This window comes from Mariniradius sediminis, from assembly GCF_021491425.1.
GTDB classification, from domain to species: Bacteria; Bacteroidota; Bacteroidia; order Cytophagales; family Cyclobacteriaceae; genus Mariniradius; species Mariniradius saccharolyticus.
Genome location: NZ_JAKEVZ010000072.1, coordinates 1 through 292 on the forward strand (window position 1 = coordinate 1; position 292 = coordinate 292).

Genomic DNA, 292 nt, shown 5'->3' on the forward strand with positions numbered 1-292 from the left:
ATCTCGAGAATTTGATAAGGTATTCCGGGATTTCAGAAAGGCTAATCAGTAAATATATGGACTTGTAATCAGTAGGTCGCTGTCCACGATGTCTCCCGATAACCATCGGGACGGGACGATCCCGGCATGGGGCTCAAAAGGGCAGCAGAGATGTTGCCTTTTTTTATTTTCAGCCTATGGAGACCCATTTTGTCTACATACTCTACTCCCCATCAACAGGTAGCTACTACATTGGCCAAACGATGGACTTGGAAAACCGGTTGATACAGCACAACAGCCACTTTTTCAAAGA

1 protein-coding gene is annotated in these 292 nt (G+C 45.2%); it reads left to right on the top strand.

The window, feature by feature from the left end; genetic code table 11:
* Nucleotides 1-176: 176 nt before the first annotated feature.
* The coding region (locus L0U89_RS20330) for a GIY-YIG nuclease family protein (RefSeq protein WP_234863198.1) at nucleotides 177-292 on the top strand (116 nt) is incomplete at its 3' end.